Source organism: Streptomyces sp. NPDC002868 (assembly GCF_055563295.1).
Genome location: NZ_JBVHDR010000004.1, coordinates 129347 through 150979, shown reverse-complemented (window position 1 = coordinate 150979; position 21633 = coordinate 129347). Strand labels below are relative to the sequence as shown.

Annotated in this window: 24 protein-coding genes and 1 pseudogene; 13 read left to right on the top strand and 12 right to left on the bottom strand. The window is 69.6% G+C overall.

Annotation, left to right across the window (positions count from 1 at the left end; genetic code table 11):
* Nucleotides 1–36 precede the first annotated feature (36 nt).
* The 9 genes from ACZ3H8_RS14760 to ACZ3H8_RS14720 form a co-directional block, all read right to left on the bottom strand.
* Nucleotides 37–594 carry a GGDEF domain-containing protein gene (locus ACZ3H8_RS14760; RefSeq protein ID WP_467401586.1) on the bottom strand — a complete coding sequence of 186 codons (558 nt, stop codon included), beginning with the start codon at nucleotides 592–594 and terminating at the stop codon, nucleotides 37–39.
* Between the two features lie 89 nt (nucleotides 595–683).
* Nucleotides 684–971 carry a SpdD protein gene (locus tag ACZ3H8_RS14755; RefSeq protein ID WP_467401585.1) on the bottom strand — a complete coding sequence of 96 codons (288 nt, stop codon included), beginning with the start codon at nucleotides 969–971 and terminating at the stop codon, nucleotides 684–686.
* A gap of 22 nt (nucleotides 972–993) precedes the next feature.
* Nucleotides 994–1149 (bottom strand): hypothetical protein, encoded by a 156-nt coding sequence (locus ACZ3H8_RS14750; RefSeq protein WP_406270378.1) that lies wholly within the window; start codon nucleotides 1147–1149, stop codon nucleotides 994–996.
* Nucleotides 1150–1169: 20 nt separating this feature from the next.
* Nucleotides 1170–1358, bottom strand: coding sequence for a mobile element transfer protein (locus tag ACZ3H8_RS14745; protein WP_175298015.1), 189 nt, complete (start codon nucleotides 1356–1358; stop codon nucleotides 1170–1172).
* 4 nt (nucleotides 1359–1362) lie between these two features.
* Nucleotides 1363–1629: a hypothetical protein gene (locus ACZ3H8_RS14740; RefSeq protein WP_467401580.1), complete on the bottom strand. Its 267-nt coding sequence runs from the start codon at nucleotides 1627–1629 to the stop codon at nucleotides 1363–1365.
* Between the two features lie 11 nt (nucleotides 1630–1640).
* Nucleotides 1641–2264: a DUF2637 domain-containing protein gene (locus tag ACZ3H8_RS14735; protein ID WP_467401579.1), complete on the bottom strand. Its 624-nt coding sequence runs from the start codon at nucleotides 2262–2264 to the stop codon at nucleotides 1641–1643.
* Nucleotides 2265–2268: 4 nt separating this feature from the next.
* A complete protein-coding gene (locus ACZ3H8_RS14730) occupies nucleotides 2269–3615 on the bottom strand; it encodes an FtsK/SpoIIIE domain-containing protein (RefSeq protein ID WP_467401577.1) in 1347 nt (448 codons plus the stop codon).
* 3 nt (nucleotides 3616–3618) lie between these two features.
* Complete coding sequence (locus tag ACZ3H8_RS14725; RefSeq protein ID WP_467401574.1) at nucleotides 3619–3951, bottom strand: SCO3933 family regulatory protein; 333 nt, start codon at nucleotides 3949–3951, stop codon at nucleotides 3619–3621.
* A gap of 138 nt (nucleotides 3952–4089) precedes the next feature.
* The gene (locus tag ACZ3H8_RS14720; RefSeq protein ID WP_467401571.1) at nucleotides 4090–4869 is read right to left on the bottom strand and encodes a GntR family transcriptional regulator; all 780 of its coding nucleotides are present in this window, start codon (nucleotides 4867–4869) and stop codon (nucleotides 4090–4092) included.
* Between the two features lie 18 nt (nucleotides 4870–4887).
* Between ACZ3H8_RS14720 and ACZ3H8_RS14715 the strand changes: the two genes are divergently transcribed.
* Both ACZ3H8_RS14715 and ACZ3H8_RS14710 read left to right on the top strand, forming a co-directional pair.
* Nucleotides 4888–5355, top strand: coding sequence for an NUDIX hydrolase (locus tag ACZ3H8_RS14715; protein ID WP_467401569.1), 468 nt, complete (start codon nucleotides 4888–4890; stop codon nucleotides 5353–5355).
* A gap of 1625 nt (nucleotides 5356–6980) precedes the next feature.
* Complete coding sequence (locus ACZ3H8_RS14710; RefSeq protein ID WP_467401566.1) at nucleotides 6981–7145, top strand: hypothetical protein; 165 nt, start codon at nucleotides 6981–6983, stop codon at nucleotides 7143–7145.
* A gap of 262 nt (nucleotides 7146–7407) precedes the next feature.
* On the opposite strand, the gene ACZ3H8_RS14705 is transcribed toward ACZ3H8_RS14710, so the two are convergent.
* The 3 genes from ACZ3H8_RS14705 to ACZ3H8_RS14695 all read right to left on the bottom strand — a co-directional run bounded on the left by ACZ3H8_RS14705 (nucleotide 7408) and on the right by ACZ3H8_RS14695 (nucleotide 9229).
* Complete coding sequence (locus ACZ3H8_RS14705) at nucleotides 7408–7950, bottom strand: DUF4262 domain-containing protein (protein ID WP_381191418.1); 543 nt, start codon at nucleotides 7948–7950, stop codon at nucleotides 7408–7410.
* A 415-nt stretch (nucleotides 7951–8365) separates the two neighbouring features.
* Nucleotides 8366–8707 carry a helix-turn-helix domain-containing protein gene (locus ACZ3H8_RS14700; RefSeq protein WP_467401564.1) on the bottom strand — a complete coding sequence of 114 codons (342 nt, stop codon included), beginning with the start codon at nucleotides 8705–8707 and terminating at the stop codon, nucleotides 8366–8368.
* Between the two features lie 390 nt (nucleotides 8708–9097).
* Nucleotides 9098–9229 carry a LexA family protein gene (locus ACZ3H8_RS14695; protein WP_467402283.1) on the bottom strand — a complete coding sequence of 44 codons (132 nt, stop codon included), beginning with the start codon at nucleotides 9227–9229 and terminating at the stop codon, nucleotides 9098–9100.
* A gap of 211 nt (nucleotides 9230–9440) precedes the next feature.
* On the opposite strand from ACZ3H8_RS14695, the gene ACZ3H8_RS14690 reads away from it, so the two are divergent.
* From ACZ3H8_RS14690 to ACZ3H8_RS14640, 11 genes and pseudogenes are all read left to right on the top strand, one after another.
* On the top strand, nucleotides 9441–9914 hold the full coding sequence (locus tag ACZ3H8_RS14690) for a carboxymuconolactone decarboxylase family protein (RefSeq protein WP_467401561.1): 474 nt from the start codon (nucleotides 9441–9443) through the stop codon (nucleotides 9912–9914).
* Nucleotides 9915–10721: 807 nt separating this feature from the next.
* Nucleotides 10722–11582, top strand: coding sequence for an arginase family protein (locus ACZ3H8_RS14685; RefSeq protein WP_467401558.1), 861 nt, complete (start codon nucleotides 10722–10724; stop codon nucleotides 11580–11582).
* Nucleotides 11583–11610: 28 nt separating this feature from the next.
* Nucleotides 11611–12483, top strand: coding sequence for a DUF2797 domain-containing protein (locus tag ACZ3H8_RS14680; RefSeq protein WP_467401556.1), 873 nt, complete (start codon nucleotides 11611–11613; stop codon nucleotides 12481–12483).
* 87 nt (nucleotides 12484–12570) lie between these two features.
* The gene (locus ACZ3H8_RS14675) at nucleotides 12571–12915 is read left to right on the top strand and encodes an antibiotic biosynthesis monooxygenase family protein (RefSeq protein ID WP_467401554.1); all 345 of its coding nucleotides are present in this window, start codon (nucleotides 12571–12573) and stop codon (nucleotides 12913–12915) included.
* Entirely contained in the window at nucleotides 12908–13828 is a 921-nt protein-coding gene (locus ACZ3H8_RS14670; protein WP_467401551.1) for an amidohydrolase family protein, read from the top strand. The genes ACZ3H8_RS14675 and ACZ3H8_RS14670 overlap by 8 nt, the downstream gene beginning before the upstream one ends.
* 66 nt (nucleotides 13829–13894) lie before the next feature.
* Entirely contained in the window at nucleotides 13895–14632 is a 738-nt protein-coding gene (locus tag ACZ3H8_RS14665; RefSeq protein ID WP_467401549.1) for a response regulator transcription factor, read from the top strand.
* 52 nt (nucleotides 14633–14684) lie between these two features.
* Nucleotides 14685–16178 carry a sensor histidine kinase gene (locus tag ACZ3H8_RS14660; RefSeq protein ID WP_467402281.1) on the top strand — a complete coding sequence of 498 codons (1494 nt, stop codon included), beginning with the start codon at nucleotides 14685–14687 and terminating at the stop codon, nucleotides 16176–16178.
* A 25-nt stretch (nucleotides 16179–16203) separates the two neighbouring features.
* Nucleotides 16204–17565, top strand: a complete 1362-nt coding sequence (locus ACZ3H8_RS14655) for a bifunctional glycosyltransferase family 2/GtrA family protein (protein ID WP_467401546.1) — start codon at nucleotides 16204–16206, stop codon at nucleotides 17563–17565.
* Entirely contained in the window at nucleotides 17562–19850 is a 2289-nt protein-coding gene (locus tag ACZ3H8_RS14650; RefSeq protein WP_467401543.1) for an ArnT family glycosyltransferase, read from the top strand. The genes ACZ3H8_RS14655 and ACZ3H8_RS14650 overlap by 4 nt, the downstream gene beginning before the upstream one ends.
* 149 nt (nucleotides 19851–19999) lie before the next feature.
* Nucleotides 20000–20458 (top strand): annotated as a pseudogene (locus ACZ3H8_RS14645) (MFS transporter); the annotation flags it as partial.
* 34 nt (nucleotides 20459–20492) lie between these two features.
* Complete coding sequence (locus ACZ3H8_RS14640; RefSeq protein WP_467401541.1) at nucleotides 20493–21278, top strand: TetR/AcrR family transcriptional regulator; 786 nt, start codon at nucleotides 20493–20495, stop codon at nucleotides 21276–21278.
* Nucleotides 21279–21633 lie beyond the last annotated feature (355 nt).

Genomic DNA, 21633 nt, shown 5'->3' with positions numbered 1-21633 from the left:
TGTGCGCCGCCCGGAGGCCGGTCAGTGCGTTAGCGCTCAGCGCGAGAGAGCACGGGTGTCCCGGCGGCCCGCCTTGCCCTTGGCCGCGTACATCGCGGAGTCGGCGGCGGCGAGCGCGTCGGACAGGCTGCGGACCGGAAGGTCGGCGAGACGGCAGGACCCGATGGAGACGTACAGCGGCAGTCGTCGACCGGCGTACGCGAGCGGCTGATGGAGAGCACTAGTCAGTGAGCCGAGGTCGGGACCGCCGTCCGAGCGCATGACGGCGACGAACTCATCTCCACCGAGGCGCCCCGCGATTCCGTGTCGCCCGCACCAGGCGGTGAGGCGCTCCGCCGTGACGGTGAGCGCCATGTCTCCGGCAGCGTGGCCGTGAGCGTCGTTGAGGTTCTTGAAGCCGTCGAGGTCCAGGAGCAGGACGGCGGCGTCCCGATGGCGGCGGATGATGCGTTCGGCGCGAGCGGTCCACCCGGCGCGGGTGCGCAGGCCGGTAAGCGGGTCGCGGCGAGCGATGGCCAGCCTCTGGGCGAGGTAGGCGGAGTGGGTGGTCCAGCCGATCAACGGCATGGATAAGGCGAGCACTTGGGTGTCCACGGTTGTCCTTCATCGCGGTTGGAAGGGGTTGCGTGGGCCGTCCGGGCAGCGGCGATGCTTGGCGGCTTGTGGCACTGCCCGGAGGCCGGTCAGCGGCGGAATTCCTGGCGAAGCATGCGGACCAGGAGCAGAAGTACGACGCCGCTGATGGAGAGAGCGAGTCCGGTGATGGCCACCGCGAGGAGCGTGGAAGTGAGCACCACTCCGGTGACGGCGACACCCGTTACGGCGGCGGTGGGGTTGCTGCGGATCAGGTCGACCACGCCGGAGCGGGCGGGCGCGGGTACCGGCGGGGCGGGCTGCTCGACCGGAACCGGTGCCTGGGTGTGGGCGGTCGGAACGTAGGTGTCGGGCGTTGGGTACTTGGGCTTGAACATGGCCGTTCTCCTTCGGGACGGACTACTTGGCGAGTTGGTCGATGACCGGGGCGAAAAGGCTGTCCGCCAGGAGGTAGCCGCCCAGGAGCAGGACGGCCACGAGCCAGATAGGCGGGCGAACGAGCTTGATGCCGAGCCAGCCGACGACGATCAGCGCGAGCCAGAGCGGGACGTTCATGGCGGTCATCTCCTCGGTGGTCAGCGCGGGTTGCAGCGATGGGTACGAGCGGCGAGTTCGGCGGCGGCGCGGTTGAGGTAGTCGGCGGACCAGTCGCAGCCGGGCGCGGTGCAGGCGGCGGCGTGGGCTTCGCGGCCGTGGCGGTCGTGGTGGGTGCCGATCTGGACGGGACCGATGCGGTCGACGTCCCAGAAGCGGTTGCGGGGCATGGCTTCACCTCCTCTCAGGCGAGTTGGGGGTGAGCTCGGCAGCGGTGTACGTCTCGACCGCGGCGGCGTAGGCGGTGACGGCCGCAAGCAATTCCTGCGCGAACTTGAGCTGCTCAGCAGGGGGAACGCTGTCGCGGGCGTAGAGCGTGAACGACGCGTGCCTGTCCTGCACAGCGAGGATCGGAGTGCGGCTCGTGCCGTAGTCGTGGCACATCACGAACGGCTTGTCGGTCACGTGGAAGCTGATCGAAGCGCCGATGGAACTGGTCATCAGGAACTCCCTCAAGCGAGCTGGGCAGCGATGGCCTCAGCCATCGAGGCGGGGACACCGAGGCGAGCGCGCAGGGTGTCGGGGTCGATGGCACGGCCGGTTGCCGAGTGGTGAGCGTCGGCGAGCTTCCGCGCGTGGGTGATCAGGGCGGCGGGTACTGCGGGAGTCGCGGGCAGCGCAGGGGCGGGCTCGGTGACCTTCTCCCGTACGACCTCGGTCTCCGGCTCGGCCGGTTCGAGCGGTGCGGACTCCCCATGCTCAGGACCGGGGGTGTGGACGAGCAGCGTGCCGCCGAGGAATGCGAGCGCCGGCCACCCGGCGACGAGGATGCGCAGCCAGTCGGGGACGTCGCTCAGGTCGAGCAGTCCGGCCGTGGCGACGTTCGCTCCGAGTGAGGCCGCGAGCGCCACCGCGAACCAGGTCCACGCGCCACGCCTCGGCGCGTCGGAGTCCCGCAGTGTCCGAAGCCGACGCCACGCGGCGACAAGCAGCAGATCCACCGAGACCGGATAGGCCCATGCCTTCCAACCGCTCTGTCCGGCAGCCTCGGCGAGGTCGTGCAGATGGGAGAAGGACAGCGCACCCGCGATCACGGCTTGCACGAGCACGGCGTCCAGTCGCAGCGATGACCGCATGGCGTCAGTCCTTGTCCGCGACCAGGGCGAAGGCCCGCGAAGGCGCTGAGGGTCGGAAAGGGTCGAGGCTCGGCACCGAGGGCGTCATGGCGGCGTGCTCGGCGCAGGCCGCGACGGCGTCGGGCAGGCTCGTGAACGGGCTCCGGACGAGGGACCAGCCGCCGGACGAGTCACCGGCCACGGCCACCCCGCGCTGATCGGGTCCGATGGTGGTCGCCGCGAGGACAGCCACGGGGCTGATGTCCCCGAGCGCCATCTTCGCTGTGGCTTCGTCGTTCACCCGGTGCGAGATGCGGCCCGTGAGCTGGGCCCGCAACGCGGTTGCTCCCTTGCCGAGTTCGGCGCCGAAACGCTGCACGCACACCTCCAGATAGATACCGGCCGCCCGGCCGAGCTGGGCGAGCCGTACGAGCTGCGTGACCATCTGATCCCGGCGCTTCTCGTCGGCAGCGCTCGCGGTGAGGAAAAGCTCCGCGACTTCGTCGATGAAGACCACGACCGGCACGGGCCTCATGTCCTCCGGCAGACCCCAGATGTCCGAGGTGATCGACTCCGGAGACGTGCCGGCCGCAAGACGCTGAACGCGCCTGATCAGCTCGTACCTTTCCGTCATCTCCGCGACCAGGGCGTCCAGCAGGTCCGCAGCTTCCGCAGGCGTGCAGGCCAGCGCGGACAACCTCGGGGAGAAGGGGGCCAGTTCCACGCCCCACTTGCAGTCGATGCCGACCAGTGCGACTGGCTGTGGAGCAAGCCCCGTCAGCAGACCGCGCAGGTAGACCGACTTCCCCGACTCCGTCGCGCCCATCACGAGCTCATGGGCGATGGTCCGGAAGTCCCGCGTGTGAACGGCTCCGTCGGAGCGAAGCGCCACCGGAACGCTCAGGAACTTCGACGTTGCGGTCCGAGGCATGACGACCCGGCGCAGCACGTCGTAGCCGATGACCCGAACCTGAAGCCAGCCCGGTGCAAGTGCCGTGGTGTGCACGGCGTACGCGCGCCAGGAGTGCCGAAGGCGCTCGGTCGCCGTCTCGAAGTCGCGTACCTCCTGACCCGGTTGCATCTTGATCCGCAGCACCAGTCCGCTGGCGGTGATACGAGCCCGGGTGAGGCGCGGCACCATCCGGGACGCCGTGCGCTGTGTGGCTGCCGCGACGGCGAGCCGGAACCGGGACGGAGGCTCGGTGAGGCCGCACGCCTCCATGACCGAGCGATACGTGATAGCGATCCGGACCAGCTTCGCCGGAGCGCCGAAGGCGACCCAGTACCAGACGGGCCGCGTCCGACGCAGGACCAGCAGTCCGGCGACTATCAGCACCAGGCCCACGAGCGCGGTGATCTGTCCACCGGTCATTGCTCAGCCCGCCAGCGATGTGACTGCAGCCGCACGGAATGAAATGCCGTGCCGCTTCTGGCCGTTGAACTCGTTCTCCCACGGCCGGGCCATGAGGCTGGTAAGCGCCACCGGCGTACCCATGGCCAGCTCACCGGAGATGTCGTCCTCGATCACGGTGACCGTGACGACCTCAGCGTTGCCGTTCCCGACGAAGAGCACATCCACCGTCATCAGCGGCTTCTTGGTCTCGGTGTCGACGGCCATGACGCCGTTCTTCTTGTCCTTCATCTTCGGCTGCGGCGGCTGGGCGACCATCACGGTCACGCCGGTCATGTCCACAGGGATCACACGCACAGAGATCACTCCTCTAGAAGTGCTGGACTCTGTCACTTATGTATATGAGTGACATGAAGAAGAGTGCATCACTCCTATACATGAGTTAACCCGCCGAGACGAAGAAGTCGCGGCGGGCTGTGGGGAGTTGAGCGAGCGTCAGTCGGCAGCCGGGATGCGGTAGCTGAAAACGAACTGGTCAGCGGCCATGAGGGTGTCGCAGACCTCGACCACGCGGCCTTCCTCAGTCACCGCCTCGCGGACGAGATGGACGACCGGAGCGCCGGGGCTCAGGGCGAGTTCGGTGGCTTCCGCCTTGGCGGCCGGACGCGCCTGAAGCGTCTCGCCGAACTCCGCGAACACATGGCCGTCATCCTCCAGCCGGGCGTAGATGCCACCGGGGCCGGGGTTCTCGGCGAACAGTTCGGGGATGTCCTTGACCACGTCCCACGGGAGGTACGAGGTCGCGGTCTCGACGGGCGTCCCGTTGCGGAAGTAGAGCCGCCTGCGCGCAAGCACCTGGGTGCCGGCCTCAACGCCGAGCCGTTCCGCGATGTCCTCGGGGGCCTCCATCGGACCGATATAGAGGACGCTCACCTTGGCCGTGGCCCCCGATTGCGCGGACTCGGCCAAGTACGCGGCCTTGCCGCCCCGCCGATGCGACGCCCGGAACCGGTCCGACGACCGCAGCCGTACGGGCGGGCGATCCTTCACGATCGAGCCCTTGCCATGGCGCGTGTCCACCAGGCCGCTGGCCCGGACCTCCACCATCGCCTTGCGAATCGTGCCGCCGGAGACGCCGTAGCGCTCGACGAGCTCGGACTCGCTCGGCACCATGTCACCAGGCTTCAGGACACCAGCCCGGATCTGTTTGACGATCTCCTCGGCGATCTGCACGTACCGAGGTCCGTTCGTGCCACCTCCTACCGCGGTTCCCATAGTCCTTCTCTTCCTCCTATGCTCCTGTACATGAGTAACAGCGCCAGCGCAGGCCAGTCAACGCCACTGCACTCCGTGTCCGTGGCCGGGGCCGTCGTGCGCGAGGACGGCCGACTCCTGGCGATCCGCCGAGCGGACAACGGGACTTGGGAACTGCCGGGCGGAATTCTCGAACTCACCGAGTCACCCGAAGCAGGCGTCACCCGCGAGGTCCTGGAGGAGACGGGCATCCACGTCGAGGTGGACGAACTCTCCGGCGTCTACAAGAACACGACGCGCGGCATCGTTGCGCTTGTCTTCCGCTGCAAGCCGTCCGGTGGCATCGAGCGCACCTCCGACGAGTCGACGGCGGTCGCCTGGCTCACGCCCGAGGAAGTCGCCGAGCGGATGTCCGAGGTCTACGCGGTACGGCTGTTGGACGCTCTGGACGAGGACGGCCCTCACGTGAGGAGCCATGACGGCAAGCGCCTGATCTCGGCGCGGTAGAACTTTCTCTACTAGATCAAGCACCCGTCGTCGCTCCGCTCCTCCGGGCGGGCGCGGGCGGCAGGCGGCGCCCGCGCTCATGTCTCCGCCCCGCTCGGCACCGCCGGCCGCCCGCTCCCGCCCAGGAGGCAGGCACACAGAGCATGAGGTCAGAACACGTCGTGGCTGGGGCGGTCGGCTCCACGACTTTAGACAGCCACTTTGGGGCGAGCCTCGAAGATCATGGCCCCAACGTCGTGCTTTACCGGGCAGGTCCACAGACTGCCCGACTCGCCATCAGCTTACGGGGCCATGATCACTCGCCCCAAAGCAGCTCCAGTCCAAAGTCGTTCCGCCGACCGCGTGATCAAGGTCATGGCACGTGCCACGAACGTGCCAGAACGGGCGGGGAACACCGGGGAGCGGCGGGCACTGGCGTGAGCCGAGAACGAGAATGGCCCCTGACCAAACTCGCTGGTCAGGGGCCGATTCCCACTAGAGTGGCGGCGCCAGGATTCGAACCTGGGAAGGCGAAGCCGGCAGATTATGAGGTTGCTCGTTTGCACCGTACTCAGTGCGGTAGCAGCTCAAACGGGGTGGACCGCTGTCCGTGTGTGGCGGAACCCGGCACGAGCGCAGAGTGAAGCCGACACGTGGGCACAGCTGGTTGACCGGGGCGGGCCGCTCGCGTGGGATTCGGTGCCGCCGAAGCGAGAAGGGCCGTACACACGACTGCGTACGACCCTGGTGTGTCGCCTACAACACGGCCATGTAACCCCTTAGCAGGACGCCTCGACACCGGCTTGCTCGTCCCAGTCCGTCCTGCCCAAGAGCTTCAACTCCGTGTAGGCACGCGAAGTGTACTCGCAACTGTAGGCGTCTACCGACGGGGCATAGCAGCCAGCCGTCGCACCCACGGCCAGGTTCGAGGCCGCGCACCACACATCGCCGCCCTCCGGCGACATGAAGACAATCCGGCCCTTCTCGATGTAGACGTTGTGAGCCGTGGCGTTCTGGACCACTAGCACAGCCTGCGTCTTGGTCGGCCAGGTGGTGCCTATGACGATGCAGGTCTTAAATTTTACTCCACCCCCAACGCCCACATATGCCGAGTGCTGCCCGTAGTCCGTGCAGTGCCAGTTGCTGTTAGTGCTCACAGACTTCCAGTTGACCGTGGCGCTGGCTGAAGCGGGCGCAGCGCAAATCGCTACTGCACCAGTGGCAGCTGCAATGACCGCAGTGAGACGTCTAATCATGACATTCCCCGAGGCAAGAGAGTGTGGAGCAGGACCGTGATCGTATGGTCCCTGCGCGGCGCTGTACAGCAGCGAAGTACAGCAACCGCCGCGACCGGAGGTGACCCTCACAGGTCGCAGGCTGCCACCCGAACGGCCCAGCAGACCTCAGTGACCGCCTCGCCCATAGTTCGCATCGAGGGGGTCACCGTGCCCGCTGCGTGCCCGTTCCAGGGGGATGCAGCGGGAAGCCACGGGGAACAGCGGGCCCAGCTGCGCTCTGTCCCAGGTCGGGGTGTCGGCAGGTCGGCCAGGGTCCGCATACGCCGTCTTCCAAACTAGGGCCCACCGTCCGCGTGACCGCCCCTAGGGATAGCCTTCTCGCCCGTTCGAAGGCCACCGGAGGGCCCTGTGCGCGACATCGTTTTCCTGCTGCGGGGTCCCCTGTATCTGCTTTGCATCGTGGTGCTCGTTTGGGAACTGGACCGTAAGACCGCTGGACGGAACCTCAGGAAGTCGCGGCTCTTCTCCGTGGTGGCGGCGCTCGCCCTCGCTGAGCTGCTCGATACCGGCTGAGTGTCTAACTGCGCTACAACGACCCCGCACTCGGGCGCACAACCACGGACTCTTGCGGACAGTCCTCGCAGGTCACAGACGAGTGAGCCGCAGGTCGCAGGGTCGCCCGCATTGCTTCGGGACGAAGAGGTCGTGGGTTTAAATCCCGCCACCCCGGCTTCGTTGTTCGGCTTGGCCGTGCTCTCCTGACGTACGGCGGAGGCAAACACTCCAGAGGGAGTTGCTCCACCCAGCATGCTGCCGTGCCCCGGCCCACCAAAACTCACGTGACTTCGGTCCATGGACCGGTGGTCTCGTCTTTTGGAATCCAGAGCAGCGGTTGGCCCGTGCGGCAGCGCTCGTCCGCTCCCTCTTCCCAGGGGAACCGTCCGACCTTGTCCGGCCAGAACAGCTGCGTGATTGGCAGGGGCGGGGTCTGGTAGAAGTCGATGCCTGCGCCGAAGAAGTCGTGGTACCAGCTGGGATGCACGGGCCGGACGGCCACGTCGAAGCCGTTGAGGACGTCTCCCCGGCGCTGGTCGGGCTCGAGTGGGTTGCCGTCCCGTATCGCTGCCCCAGCGGCGTTCGCCACGCGCATTGCGGTCTGCGACGGCAGGCCGAACACGCTTACCTCGGGACTACGCAGTGTGTGCCAGAGACCGATGGAGTAGCCCCAATCGCCGGGGGCATCACCGCCGGCCACGCCCATGACGTGCCAGCCGAAGTCCGCGACACTCTTCGCTATGCGGCTGTCGCGTTCCTCCCACACGGGCCCGCCCCATTCCGTCGGGGCGCAGAGGAGGCAGAAGCAAGGGGCGTCGTCCATCCGAGGAGAGTAAGCCTGCTCGCACACGGGTCCCTCTCCAGGGGTAAGGCGTACAGCAGCGAAGTACCGCAACTCCAGCAACCGTCCCCGTCCAGTAGCGCTCCTCCAGGGCCGTGCAGCGGCCTATATGGCCTTCGCTGACCGATCCGGCTGGAGCTACGGATCAGAAGGTTGCAGGTTCGAATCCTGCCGAGTGCACAACAGGCCAGAGGCCCTGTCGAGAGATCGACAGGGCCTCTGGTTTTTGCGTTGACGGCGATCGTTGACGGCAACCGCGTCCAGATCGCGGCGATTACTCCAGCCGTGTCGTCATCGCCGTCCGGCCGGTTGCCGTCAATGCCTGCCAGCGCATCACTGACGCGGTCGAAGGCGGCCCGTTGGGTGTCCGGCCGGACGAAGGTGTAGACGTCCATGGTCACGCGGATCGAGCTGTGCCCGAGGACTTCCATGATCGTCCGAGCGTCGGCCCCTTGCCCAGATCTGTTGTCGTGCACTTGTCTCCGCGAGCAAGCCGGTCGGCATGCTGTTGAGCGCGACGAGAACGCAGCGCGGTCGCGCACTCGGCAGGCAGCGGCACCCGGCGCGTGGAGCGAGCCGTCTTCGTGGCCGCCCGCACCAGCTCACCGCGTGCGCTTTCAGAGATCCGCCGGCATCGGCCGATCGTCACGGAAGCCAGCTCTCGCGAGCGGATCAGGTTGTGGACCGTCCAGCGGCTGACCTGGAGGTGAGCGGCCACCTGGTCGACGGTGAGCAGCACGGGCGGTGCCGTGCGTCCGAGTTCGGTCAATCACCCCACCATTCGCCGTCCTCGATTTCCAGAGCCGCGACAGCGATTGGCATGAGAGGGCAGCCGAAGCGAAGGCGGCAACGGCTTCTGACTCTTGACGGGTGATCGTGCAAGTTCAATGCAGGAAGTCAGGAACCAAGGGGAGTGACAGGTGCTGGGTCAGGCCAACCCGTTTGATGTGAGCACCCGTTGTCACTGCTGGCGACTGAACCGGCCGTAGTTCGCATCGAGGGCAGCCTGACATCCGCAGCTGACATCAACGACGGCGAACAGCAGTGGCGTCGAACGGCCACCAGTCGAACTTGTAAAGCGGGGGCCGTCGGTTCGGATCCTTAGTTCAAAGATCTAGACGGTCACGCGTCAGTTGGCGAGGCGGCAGGAGCGCCAGTGTCGGCCGGTCCGGGTGATCACTCCGGCCTGTTCCATCCGACGGAGCTGATACGCCACGGACGAGGTACTCGAGAGGCCGACGCTCTTACCGATCTCTCGGATCGTGGGGCCCTCAGAGACCGGAGGACAGCCGGAGCGGGCGACGGCGCAGCGTGGATGTTCAAAGCCAGGGGTGACCTCTCGGCAGTGGACGTCGTCGTAGTGGTCCCTGCTGCGTGCGGGAGGGAAGACGCAGGTCAGGCGCTCATGTCACATCCTGCCGAGCTGTGCCGTCGTAAGTGTGCAAGCACCGACAACGGCAGAGGAGATCTCCATGAGTGCCCGTTTGGACGCCTTCAGCAGCCCGACCGTAGGCAAGGTCTTCAAGCACATCATCGCGGCAGGCAAGGTGCTCGAGGACTCGACGCTGCCGGCCGCGACGCAGGAGCTGGTGAAGCTCCGCGCCAGTCAGATCAACGGGTGCGGTTTCTGCACCGACATGCACAGCAAGGACGCCGCCGCCGCCGGTGAGACCTCGGTACGTCTCAGCCTGGTCGCGGCGTGGCGGGAGGCCACGGTCTTCACCGAGGCCGAACGGGCCGCGCTGGAGCTGGCGGAGCAGGGCACCCGCATCGCGGATGCGGCCGGTGGGGTCACGGACGAGGCCTGGGCGAACGCCGCCAAGCACTACGACGAGGAACAGTTGGCCGCCCTGGTGTGCGGGATTGCTCTCATCAACGCCTTCAACCGGGCGAACGTCATCATTCAGCAGCCCGCCGGCGACTACCAGCCCGGCCAGTTCGCATAACCCGGAGTGCCTGGCCGGGACTGCTGGTGCCCCCGCGGCTGCAGCATCACACGCCCCGGGCGCCCCTCGCCGGGGCCCGGGGCGTTGCTGTGGTCCGCCCGGCGGTCCGACTGGTCCAGCGAGTCGGACCGCCCGGCGCAGTTCAACCGCTGCCCCTGACCCAAGCTTCCCTACGTTCTTCTACGGGACAGGGCGAGCCCTTCGTATGGTTGGCCCACCCAGGGGCGTCGGGTGTGGCTTTCAAGCTTCTGCCGCTTGTGGCTTCCATCGATTGGCCGCCCGACGCCCCACGACGACTCGGCTGCCAATGAGGAATTGCGAATGATCGCTCCGTAGGGAATCGACAGCGAGGTCGTCCGGCGGGGGCCAGAGGGAGAGGCGCTACCTGCGCGCTACCTGTTGGCTGGGCCGTCCGGGTCATCGCTCGCCGGGGGCAGCGGGCGATGGCCCTCACTGTGACCGTTCACCCAGCCGCAAAGGGGGCACGCGTACCGGCCATCAAGACCGGCAATTCGAGTGCCGCACTGGCGGCAATCAGTTTCCGTAATCTCGGTCGGTGCGGGTTCCGGAAGCTGGGCCATGCTGCGCAGGCTACCGGCCCCGGAGCCACGCCGCTTTGCCATCCGAAGTTGCCGCACAGCCGGCCTCCCGTCAACGACGGCACACACACAGCTGAGAGGCCCTCCGGAGAAATCCGGGGGGCCTCTTGCGTTGCCCGTACCCCCTCGTCCCTCCCGGTCGCGCCGTCGCCGTTGACCGCCCATCATCGACAGCGACCTAAGCGTGCGTCCGACGAAGGAGTCCGGGGTGCGAGAGCCGGCGATCATCGAGGCGCCGTCCGTCCTCGGGCTGCGGCCGTCCGGGGTTGAGGAGCTGCCCGCGGCGCTGGTCGGGGCCGGGCTCGGGGATCGGCTTGGGGCGGTGCGGGCGGGGAGGGTCGAGGCGGCGGCGTACGACCCGGCGCGGGACCCGGAGACCTGGGTGCTCAATCCGGGTGGTATCGCCGATTACTCCGTACGGCTGGCGGACGCTGTTGGCGGGGTCATCGATCGAGGGCTCTTCCCCGTCGTCCTCGGCGGGGACTGCAGCATCCTGCTCGGCAATCTCCTCGCGCTGCGCCGCCGGGGTCGGTACGGCTTGCTGTTCCTCGACGGGCACACCGACTTCTACCAGCCGGCCGCGGAGCCGACCGGTGAAGTGGCGTCGATGGAGCTCGCCCTGGCGACCGGGCGCGGGCCGCGGGTGTTGGCCGATATCGAAGGTCTTGGGCCGCTGGTGCGGGACGAGGACGTTGTCGCCTTCGGGTTCCGGGACTCCGAGGAGTCCGCGGCGGCCGGGATGCAGCCGCTGCCGGAGCGGCTGCATGCCGTCGACCTCGACGGGGTGCGTGCGATTGGGGCAGCTGCGGCGGCGCGGCAGGCCGTCGGGCGGCTCGGCGACTACTGGGTGCACCTCGATGTCGACGTGCTGGACGACGCGCTCATGCCGGCTGTCGACTATCGCCTGCCCGGTGGGCTGAGCTGGGCCGAGCTGGAGAGCGTGCTGCGGACGGCGCTGGGCGACGAGCGGGCCGTCGGCCTGGATGTGACGATCTTCAATCCGCGCCTCGACCCCGACGGGACCATCGCCGCTCGCCTCGTCGAGTGCCTGTGCCGAGGGCTCGGGTAGCGTCCCGCATAGTCGGGCGGAGGTGTGTATGGCGTGGCGGTGCGCCGGGCTCAGCTGGCCGCGCGGGGCGCGGATGGCCGTACTCGCGTGGGAAGGCGGGCGGGTCAGCCCGCTGACCCCCGGGAAAGAGCTGGGGTTCCGGGCGGAGGGGCAGCGGCGGTGTGTCGGGGCGCGCGGGAATCCCTGTCCCCTGCGGGCCGTTGTGAGCGGGCGGGCGACAGGGGCGCGGTGTGCGGAGTGTGCGCGGCTGGACCGGGCGCACTCGGTGGCCGCCGACACCATGGCCGACGACCCGCGGACGTACCGCGTGTATCTGGCCTGGTTCGGGCCGGGGATGGTCAAGGTCGGGATCACCGCGGAGGAGCGCGGGCCCGCGCGGCTGCTTGAGCAGGGGGCCGTGGTCTTCAGCTGGCTCGGGCGCGGGCCGCTGATGGCGGCGCGGCGGACCGAGGAGTTGCTGCGCAGTGCGCTGGGGGTGCCGGACCGGATTCCGTATGCGGACAAACGGGCGGTTCGGGCCGCGCTGCCGGGGGCGGCCGAGCGGGCCGCGGAGGTCGAGGAGCTGCACCGGCGTGCCGTCGGGCTTGCCGGGTGGGCCGAGTCGCTGGAGCGCATCGGCTTCGAGGCGGTCGACCACGCCGGGGTGTTCGGTCTCGACGGGCTGCCGCCCGCGACCGGGGTGGTGCGCGAGCTGGTGGACGGCGGGGTGGTCGCCGGGCGGCTGGTGGCGGCCGCCGGGCCCGATCTGCATCTGCGGACCGCGGGGGACGGGCTTGTCGTACTCGATACCCGGCTGATGACCGGGTGGGCGCTCGTCGGGTCCGACTCGGGGGCGGGGGTGACGGTGCCCCTCGCCGCTATGGGCTCCGCGCCCGGATCGGTGCAGGACGGGCTCTTCTGACCGGATGGTCAAGTCTTGGATCCCGTTTGGATCCCTTACGGCAATGAGGGTGGACACCTCCCTGACCTGGCACGGAAGGTGGGCGTCATGAGCATCGAAAGCATCAGGCCTGTCGCGGCACATGAACCGCCCTACTACACCGTGGTGTTCACCTCCGTTCAGACCGAGCGGCCCGAGGGCTACGGCGAGGCCGCCGAGCGGATGAAGGAACTTGTGCAGGAGGTCTCCGGCTTCCTGGGATACGAGTCGGCGCGCACCCCCGGCGGACTCGGGATCTCCGTCGGCTACTTCAGGGACGAGGAATCCATAGCCGCCTGGCAGCGGAATCTGGAGCACCAGGCCGCGCAGAAGCGTGGACGCGCCGAGTGGTACGAGAGCTACAGCGTCCATGTAGGCAAGGTCGAGCGGAGTTATGGCTTTGAGCGTGAGTGAAGGCAGTGAGACGGCGGACCAGGACGAGGCCGCGGATGTACGGGAGTTCTGGACGCGGCTCGGACTGCCCGGGCTCGTCGACGTACACACCCACTTCATGCCGGAGCAGGTCCTCAGGAAAGTGTGGGCCTACTTCGACGCCGCCGGGCCGCTGACCGGCATGGAGTGGCCGATCACCTACCGGCACGAGGAGGAGCAACGGGTCGCGCTGCTGCGTGACTTCGGGGTCCGTGCCTTCACCTCGATGCTCTATCCGCACAAGGCGGGCATGGCCGAGTGGCTGGGCGGCTGGGCCGCGGACTTCGCCCTGCGCACACCCGAGTGCCTGCAGACCGCGACCCTCTTCCCCGAGGAGGGAGTCGCGCCGTACGTGCGCGAGGCCGTCGAGCGCGGGGCCCGGATCTTCAAGGCGCACCTCCAGGTCGGGGCGTACGACCCCAATGACGCGCTGCTCGATCCCGTGTGGGGGCTGCTCGCCGATGCCGGGGTCCCGGTGGTGGTGCACTGCGGGTCCGGGCCGGTGCCCGGCAAGCACACCGGGCCGGAGCCGGTGGGGCGGCTCCTCGCGCGCCATCCGCGGCTGCGGCTGGTCGTGGCGCACATGGGGATGCCGGAGTACGCCGACTTCCTCGATCTCGCGGAGCGGTACGGGGAGGTCCGCCTCGACACGACGATGGCCTTCACGGACTTCAGCGAGCGCTTCGCGCCCTTCCCCGAGCGGGAGAAGGGGCGGCTGCTGGAGCTGACGGACCGGATTCTGCTCGGGACCGACTTCCCCAACATTCCGTATCCGTACGCCCATCAGCTACAGGTGCTCGAACGGCTCGGGCTCGGGGACGGCTGGCTGCGGGCGGTCTGCCACGACAACGGAGCGCGGCTCTTCGACCTGCCCGCCGCTCCCGACCCCTCCTAGCGCTTTCTCAGGGAATTCACAGGGAAGGGCAAGGACCCTCTCAGGGCGAGGTCGCAGGGTACGAGCATGACCGCGACCTCGCCCCAGGGGCGTACCGAAATGCTCAGGCCGGACGGCAGCCCCGTCCGGGTGCTCGTCGTGGACGACGAGGCGGCGCTGAGCGAGCTGCTGTCCATGGCCCTGCGCTACGAGGGCTGGGAGGTGCGCAGCGCAGGGGACGGCGCCGGCGCGGTGCGTTCGGCGCGCGACTTCCGGCCGGACGCGGTGGTGCTCGATGTGATGCTGCCCGACATGGACGGGCTCGCGGTGCTGGGACGGCTGCGGCGCGAACTGCCCGAGGTGCCGGTGCTCTTCCTGACCGCCAGGGACGCGGTCGAGGACCGGATCGCGGGGCTGACGGCGGGCGGCGACGACTATGTCACCAAGCCGTTCTCGCTGGAGGAGGTCGTGGCCAGGCTGCGCGGGCTGATCCGGCGGTCGGGGACGGCGGCCGCACGAAGCGAATCCCTGCTGGCGGTGGGGGACTTGACGCTCGACGAGGACAGCCACGAGGTGAGCCGGGGCGGGAAGTCGATCCATCTGACGGCGACGGAGTTCGAGCTGCTGCGCTTTTTGATGCGCAATCCGCGACGGGTGCTCAGCAAGGCGCAGATCCTCGACCGGGTGTGGTCGTACGACTTCGGCGGGCAGGCAAATGTCGTCGAGCTGTATGTCTCGTATCTGCGGAAGAAGATCGACGCGGGGCGTACGCCGATGATCCACACCCGGCGTGGGGCCGGCTATCTGATCAAGCCCGGTGAGTAGGACCCGGAGCCGCCGGTGGTCGCTGCGGACCCGGCTCGTGGTCTCGGCGGTGATGCTGATCGCGGTGGTGGCGGCGGTGATCGGCACGGTCACGACGATCGCGTACCGCACCTATCTGTACGGCCAGTTGGACATCCAGCTGCGCAACGTCGCGGCCCGGGCCGCGGGCCCGCCGGACACGGACGGCGGGCGGCCGCCCATCGATACGCTGTCCAAGGATCCGCTGGGCTTCGTCACCGGCGGCGGTATGCCGGTGGGCACTGTCGGCGCCCTGGTTGCCGACGACGGCAGCATCGACCGGGGCGTGGCCAGCACCGAGCAGGCGTCGGACGGACTCGCGCCGCAGGTGAGCCCGCTCACTGTGGCGCAGGCCGAGGCCTTGACGGAGGTACCGCGCGACGGCAGTCCGCACACCCTGGAGCTGGCGGGCCGGGGCGACTACCGGGTCAGGTACACCACCGGGATGCGCGGTTCCTTCCTCGTCGGGCTCCCTACGCGAGAGTTGCAGGACGCGCTCGGCACCCTCGTCGTGGTCGAGGTCTGTGTCACCGGCGCCGGACTGATCGCGGCCGGGATCGCCGGCGCCGCCCTTGTCGGCGTCGCGCTGCGGCCGCTGCGGCGGGTAGCCGCCACCGCCACCCGGGTCTCCGAACTGCCGCTGCACAGCGGCGAGGTGGCCCTGCTCGAGCGGGTCCCGGACGCCGAGGCCGATCCGCGGACCGAGGTCGGCCAGGTCGGCGCGGCGCTCAACCGGATGCTCAACCATGTGCACTCCGCGCTGCACGCGCGGCAGGAGAGCGAGACGCGGGTACGGCAGTTCGTCGCGGACGCCAGCCATGAGCTGCGTACACCGCTGACGTCGATACGCGGCTACGCCGAACTCACCCGGCGCGGCCGGGAGCACGTCGGCGCGGACACCCGGCATGCGCTGGGGCGGATCGAGGCCGAGGCGACCCGGATGACGGGCCTGGTGGAGGATCTGCTGCTGCTCGCCCGTCTCGACGCCGGACGCCCGCTCTCGTACGAGAGCACTGATCTCTCACCGCTGGTCGTGGACGCGGTCAGCGATGCGCGGGCGGCGGGCCAGGACCACAAGTGGCTCCTCGAGCTGCCGGTCGAGCCCGCGGCGGTACGGGGCGACGGCGCCCGGCTCCATCAGGTGCTGGTCAATCTGCTGGCGAACGCCCGAACCCACACACCGCCCGGCACGACCGTCACCGCACGGGTGTGGTGCGGCGATGTCGCCGGGGCGGGCCCCACGGTCGTGCTGGAGGTCGAGGACGACGGGCCCGGCATCCCGCCCCAGCTGCTCCCGCACATCTTCGAACGGTTCGCGCGCGGCGACGCGTCCAGGTCCCGGCACGCCGGGTCGACCGGTCTCGGCCTGGCGATCGTGCAGGCGGTGGTGGCCGCGCACGGCGGCACGGTGGGCGTGCGGTCCGAGCCGGGGCGCACGGTCGTCGGCGTACACCTGCCCGCGGACCTGGTGGCCCGGCCTCCCGCGTACGACTCACAGACGGGGCACAGGCACATCACACAGCCGTGACAGCGCGCCCGCCGAGTGTCGTTCCATGCGAACCGACACCCCAAGGGGGACTCTGCCGGCCCGGGAGCATCTGCTCGCCGACACGGCCGACCTGCCTGTACTCGACGTGGTGATCCCGGTCTACAACGAGGAGGACGACCTCGAGCGGTGTGTGCGCAGGCTGCACGACTACCTCGCACGGACCTTCCCGTACGGCTTCCGGATCACCATCGCGGACAACGCGAGCACCGACAGCACGCCCGAGGTGGCCGCCCGGCTCGACCGCTCGATCGCCGAGGTACGGGCGTACCGGCTGGAGCAGAAGGGCCGGGGGCGTGCGCTGCGCACCGTGTGGTCGCACTCCGACGCGCCCGTCCTCGCCTATATGGACGTGGATCTGTCCACCGACCTCAACGCCCTGCTGCCGCTGGTCGCGCCGCTGATCTCCGGGCACTCGGATCTCGCGATCGGGTCCCGGCTCGCGCGCTCGTCGCGCGTGGTGCGCGGCCCGAAGCGGGAGTTCATCTCGCGCGCCTACAACCTGATTCTCAAGTCGTCGCTGGCGGCGCGGTTCTCCGACGCGCAGTGCGGATTCAAGGCGATACGGCGGGAGGTGGCCGAGCGGCTGCTCCCGATGGTCGAGGACACCGGATGGTTCTTCGACACCGAGCTGCTGGTGCTGGCCGAGCGAGCCGGGCTGCGTATCCACGAGGTGCCGGTGGACTGGGTCGACGACCCCGACTCGACGGTGCACATCGTGAGCACGGCGACTGAGGACCTCAAGGGTGTGTGGCGGGTGGGGCGCGCGCTGGCGGTCGGCGCGCTGCCGCTGGACCGGCTGGCGCGGCCCTTCGGGGACGATCCGCGGGACAGGCAGCTGACCGGAGTGCCGGGCGGACTTGCCCGGCAGCTGGTCGGCTTCTGTGTGGTCGGCGCGCTCTCGACCCTGCTGTATCTGCTGTTGTACACGGTCTTCCGGGCGGGAGCCGGGCCTCAAGTCGCCAACGCGGGCGCGCTGTTGCTGTCCGCCGTCGCGAACACGGCCGCGAACCGGCGGCTCACCTTCGGGGTGCGCGGCCGGGACCGCGCCGTACGCCATCAGGCCCAGGGCCTGGTCGTGTTCGGCATCGGCCTCGCCCTGACCAGCGGCTCGCTGGCGGCTCTGGACGCGGCCGCCGGGAACCCGTCCCACGGCACGGAGCTGGCGGTCCTGATCGCCGCGAACCTGGCGGCGACGGTGCTGCGGTTCCTGCTCTTCCGCGCGTGGGTCTTCCCCGACCGGCGCGGGGACGTGCCTGTGCCGGTCGGACCGGGCGCACCCGCCGCCACTCGCGGGGACACGACCGCGCCTCTGCACGCCATGCCCCTCGACGACGAGACGATCACGATGACGAGGAATCGACGATGACCACGCAACATGACCGATACCAGGGTATGCAGCCGGGCGGTGCTGCCGCCGTGGATGCCGTGGCTGCCGCCGGGGACGCTGTCACCGTGGCTCCGCCCGTGTGGGCGGATCCCTCGGCCCCCGCGGGGCACGGACTACGGCGTTCCGCGTCGGCGCCCGCGCGCTGGTGGCGCGGGCGTGCCGAGGACGCCCGCTGGGTGCGCCCCGCCTTCCTCGCGCTCCTTGTCGCCACCGCGCTCCTCTACCTCTACAACCTGAGCGCGTCGGGCTACGCCAACTCCTTCTACTCCGCGGCGGCCCAGGCCGGCAGCGAGAGCTGGAAGGCCTTCTTCTTCGGCTCGTCCGACGCCGCGAACTCCATCACCGTCGACAAGCCCCCGGCCGCGCTGTGGCCGATGGCCCTGTCCGTACGGCTCTTCGGGCTCGGCTCGTGGCAGATCCTGCTGCCCGAGGTGTTGATGGGGGTCGCCACGGTGGGCGTGCTGTACGGGGCCGTACGCCGGCGCTTCACACCCACCGCCGGGCTGATCGCGGGCGCGGTGCTCGCCGTGACGCCCGTCGCCGCGCTGATGTTCCGCTTCAACAACCCGGACGCGCTGCTCGCGCTGCTGATGACGGTGACGGTGTACTGCGTGCTGCGCGCCCTCGAAGGCGCGCGGACGAAGTGGCTTGTCTGGGCGGGCGTCGCGGTCGGCTTCGCGTTCCTGACGAAGACGCTCCAGGCGTTCCTGATCCTGCCGCCGCTGGCGGTGGTGTACGCGGTGTGCGCGCCGACGACGCTGCGGCGGCGGCTCGGCCAACTCGCCCTTGCCGGGCTCGCGATGGTCGTCGCGGGCGGCTGGTGGGTGGCGATCGTCGAGCTGTGGCCGGCTTCCTCACGTCCGTACATCGGCGGCTCGCAGAACAACAGCTTCCTGGAGCTGACCTTCGGCTACAACGGCCTCGGCCGGATCAACGGCAATGAGACCGGCAGCGTCGGAGGCGGTGGTGGCGGGGCCCGTGGCGGTGGCGGTGGCGGCGGCTGGGGCGAGACCGGCATCGACCGGATGTTCAGCGGGAACATCGGCGGCCAGATCTCCTGGCTGCTGCCCGCCGCGCTGCTGCTGCTCATCGCCGGACTCGTCGTCACCTGGCGTGCTGGGGGTACCTCCCAGGCCGGCAGGCTCTGGGGGAGGACTGACACTGCGCGGGCGGCGTTCCTGGTCTGGGGCAGCTCGCTGCTGATGACCGCGGGGATCTTCAGCTTCATGGCCGGGATCTTCCACGAGTACTACACGGTGGCGCTGGCGCCGTACATCGCCGCGCTCGTCGGCATGGGCGCCACGGTGCTGTGGGAGGAGCGGCGTTCGTTCCTCGCGTCGGCGGCGCTCGGCGGCACGGTCGCGGTGACGGCGTACTGGTCGTACATCCTCCTTGGCCGGAGCACGGACTATCTGCCGTGGCTGCGGTGGGCGGTGCTGATCGGCGGTCTTGCGGCCGCGGCGGGTCTGCTGCTCGCGGGGCGGCTCGGCCGTCGACTGGCCCTCGGTGCCGCGGTGTTGGGGCTTGCGGCGTCGCTGGCGGGGCCGGTCGCGTACTCCCTCACGACGGTGAGCGAGGGGCACGCGGGCTCGATCGTGACAGCCGGGCCGACGGTGGCGGGAGGCCGCGGTGGTCCGGGTGGTGGAGGCCCGGGCGGCGGTGGTGGTCCGGGTGGTGGTGGCCCGGGCGGCGGGGTCGGCGGCCGGATGCAGCCGCCCGGCCAGGCGCAGGGCCAGGGCCAGGGCCAGAACCAGCAGGGTGGTCCCGGCGGCGGCATGGGCCAGCCCCCGGCCGGCGGGCAGCAGGGCCAGGGGCAGGGGCAGGGTCGGGTCCAGGGCCAGATGCCCGGCGGGTTCCCGGGCGGCGGCGGGGCCGGCGAGCGCGGCATGGGAGGCGGCATGGGCGGTCTCCTCAACGGCGCGAACGTCAACTCGAAGGTCGAGGCCAAGCTGAAGCAGAACGCCGACGACTACACCTGGGCCGCCGCGGCCATCGGCTCCCAGAACGCGGCCAGTTACCAGCTCGCCACCGAGAAGCCGGTGATGGCGATCGGCGGCTTCAACGGCAGTGACCCGTCCCCGACCCTCGCGCAGTTCAAGCAGTACGTCGCGGACGGGAAGATCCACTACTTCATCGCGAGTGGTGGCCAGGGCGGCGGGCCCGGCGGCAACTCCAGCTCCGGGATCACTTCCTGGGTCGAGTCCACCTTCACCAAGGTCACCGTCGACGGCGCGACTCTTTACGACCTGACCGACGAGAAATAGTCCTGTACGGCGTACGAGGATTCCTTATGCGGTGTACGAGACCTGAGTCCCGTACACCGTACAAGGAGTGTCCATGACGGCGACGCCGCCGAGACCGACCCGGTCGACACGGGCACCTCGGGCTCCTCGGGCCATCCGCAGCGCTGGCTCATCCTCTGCAATTCGTCCTCGGATACGGGCCGCTGGACGCGGGTCTGCGCACGGCGCCGCTCGCGCTGACCGTCATCGCCCTGAACCGAGGCCCGCCGCCACCAGCGTGAGCCAACGCGATCATGAGCGCGATCCCGCCTGCGAGGGCGGGGGTGGGCGCGGGCATCAACGGCACGCTCGCGGAGTTCGGCAACGGGCTGGGCGTGGCCGTCCTCGGCGCCGTGCTCAACTCCCGCTTCGCCGCGCTCGTATCGACGGTGGTCGGGGCGGCCTCGCTGCCCGCGGCGCTGGCGGCCGCGGGGGGCGCCGGTGAGCGGGAGCGGATCTCGGACGCCTTTGCCTCCGGCCTCCAGACGAGTCAGCTGGTCGGCGCGGTGGCGGTGCTGGCCGGTGGCCTGCTGGCAGCGATGCTGCTGCGGCGGGCGGACCGGGCAGAATCACCCAGGGCAGCGGAATAGCATCGGGGCGGGGGCCAACCGAGGAGGGTGCGCGATGGTGAGTGCGGCCGACCGCGCGAAGGGTCCCGCGCGGACGAGTGTGTGGCTGGACGGCAAGGACCGGGATCGTGACCGGGATCGGGACCGGGGCCGTAAGTCGGGCCAGCCGGCAGGCCTGGACCGCGACAAGATCATCGAGGCGACGGTCCGGCTGCTGGACTCCGAGGGCGCGGCCAAGTTCTCGATGCGCCGCCTGGCCGCGGAGCTGAACGTCACCGCGATGTCCGTCTACTGGTACGTCGACACCAAGGACGACCTGCTGGAACTCGCCCTCGACGCGGTGTTCGGAACCTTCCCGCTGCCGGACGTGAGCACCGAGACGGACTGGCGCGACCAGCTGCGCGAACTGGCCACGGGCTACCGGGCGTTGCTGGTTCGGCACCCGTGGGTGTCGGCGCTGATCGGTACGTTCCTGAACATCGGGCCGCACTCGATGGCGTTCTCGCTGGCGGTGCAGCAGGTGATGCGGAACACCGGGCTGCCGCCGCACGGGCAGATGGGCGGGCTGTCGGCGGTCTTCCAGTTCGTGTACGGGTTCGGAACGATCGAGGGGCACTTCATCCAGCGGTGCGCGGCGGCGGGGATGAGCCAGGACGAGTACTTCCGCCAGGCGATGGGGACGATCAGCGAGCAGCCGGAGTTCAAGGAGAGCTTCGCGAACGCGTCGGAACTGATGGAGGCGCGGGGCGGGGACACGGTGGAGGAAATGCGGGAGCGGGACTTCGACTTTGCGCTGGAGCTGCTGGTGGCAGGCATCGAAGCGATGGTTGCTCGCGCGTAGGGGGTGGCCCGGCGCCGTGCGGTGCGGGGTTCCGCGGTGCGGGTCGTGGGGTTGTCCGGTGTCGTGGGGTGCGGGTTCCGGGGCCCCTCCGGGCTCGACTCCTCGGGGTCGGCGGCGTGAAGGGGTTCGTGTTGATCACCGGGTCCGGCCGCCGATCCCCTGCGGGGACGACCCTGCACGGCCCCTCCCCACCGGGAGGCACCCCCCGGTACGGGCCCGCCCGAGGGGTGGACGCCTCAGCCCCCGCCTTGTGGGCTCCGCGGCGAAGCCGCCCCGAGCGGCCGGGGATGCGGGTCCATCAGCCCCGCCTCTTCCTAGGCTCCGCGGCGAAGCCGCCGGGGGTGTGGGGCGTCAG